The 1,581-nt window shown below is 67.2% G+C and carries 1 protein-coding gene; it reads left to right on the top strand.

The annotated features are described in order from the left end of the window. The first annotated feature begins 270 nt into the window (after positions 1–270). Positions 271–1,497, top strand: coding sequence for an IS110 family RNA-guided transposase (locus Vgi01_RS30240; RefSeq protein WP_239089268.1), 1,227 nt, complete (start codon positions 271–273; stop codon positions 1,495–1,497). The last annotated feature ends 84 nt before the right edge of the window (positions 1,498–1,581 follow it).

Below are 1,581 nucleotides of genomic sequence, written 5' to 3'. Positions count from 1 at the left end.
TTAGTCCTTGTCGCCTCTGGCGAGGTGGCCCGTTCCGGGCTGAAAATTGTGTCGGTCGCTCGCTGACGTCGTTGCTCCTTGGTCCGTGTGAGGTCGTGGGTTAGTCGGACGCTGGTAGCCGCGTTATGGGCCCTTCACTGTTGCTGCGAGCACGCGAGTTAGATTCACCCGTTCTGTGGCTGCCGTGGGCGACCGCCCTGATGTTCGCGCTGGTGGGGAGGGTTTCGGTTGCTGGATCAAGCCCAGGACGAAGAGCAGATCATCACGCGTGTGGCGGGGTTGGACATTGGTAAGGCGTCGTTGGTGTGTTGCGCACGGGTTCCGGACGAGACGAAGCCCGGACGGCGGCTGCAGGAAGTGCGGACCTACCCGACGATGACCCGATCGTTGATCGGGCTGGCCGAGCGTCTGGCCGCGCTGGGGGTGACCCGGGTGGTCATGGAAGCCACCAGTGACTACTGGAAACCGGTGTTCTACCTCCTTGAGGCGCACGGGTTCGAGGTGTGGCTGGTCAACGCCCGCGACGTCAAGCATCTGCCGGGCCGGCCGAAGACCGACAAGCTGGACGCGGTGTGGTTGTGCAAGGTCGCCGAACGGCAGATGATCCGGCCGAGTTTCGTGCCACCGGCGCCGATCCGGATGCTGCGGGATCTGACCCGCTACCGGGTCGATCTGATCGCTGAGGCGGGGGCGGAACGCAACCGGGCGGAGAAGCTGCTCGAAGACGCGCAGATCAAACTGTCGGTCGTGGTCAGCGACCTGTTCGGCACGTCGGGGCGGGCCATGATGGCGGCGTTGATCGCCGGGCAGCGCGACCCACACACCCTGGCCGAACTGGCCCGCTCCAGCCTGCGCCGCAAGATCCCAGCCCTGCAGGAAGCTCTCACCGGTCACTTCACCGACCACCACGCGTTCCTGCTGGGCAAGATGATCGCCCGCATCGAGCAGGTCGAGGCCGACATCCGCGAGGTCGACGCCCGGATCGAGGCGCAACTGGCCCCTTTTGCCCCGGCGGCGACCCGGCTGCTTGAGATCCCCGGAGTCGGCCCGGCCGCCGCTGCCGCGATCATCGCCGAGATCGGCGTGGACATGACCCGCTTCCCGACCCCGGCCCACCTCGCCGGCTGGGCCAAGTTCGCCCCCGGCGTCAAGGAATCAGCCGGCCGCCGCAAAGGCACCGGATCGACCGGACACGGCAACCGCTACCTCGCCCGCGTCCTCGGGCAGATCGCGGTCTCCGCCGCCCGCACCAGCACGTTCCTCGGCGAACGCTACCGGCGCATCGCCCGAAGACGCGGCGCCAAACGCGCCATCGTCGCGGTCGGCCGCTCAGTCCTGACGATCATCTGGCACCTGCTGTCAGACCCCGCAGCCGGCTTCCGTGATCTCGGCGCCGACTTCTACCTCAGCCGCACCGACACCGAACGCCGCAAACGCAACCACATCCACCAGCTCGAAGCCCTCGGCTACCGCGTCACCCTCGACCTCGCCGCCTAACGCACCGCCCAACAAGACCCATCCCGCGCCGCTCCGCGACGCGGGATGCTGCCGCACGTCAAGTTACGGTCGATTTTCGAGTTA

Source organism: Micromonospora gifhornensis (assembly GCF_016863515.1).
GTDB lineage: Bacteria > Actinomycetota > Actinomycetes > Mycobacteriales > Micromonosporaceae > Micromonospora > Micromonospora gifhornensis.
This window is presented reverse-complemented; position numbering and strand designations above follow the sequence as displayed.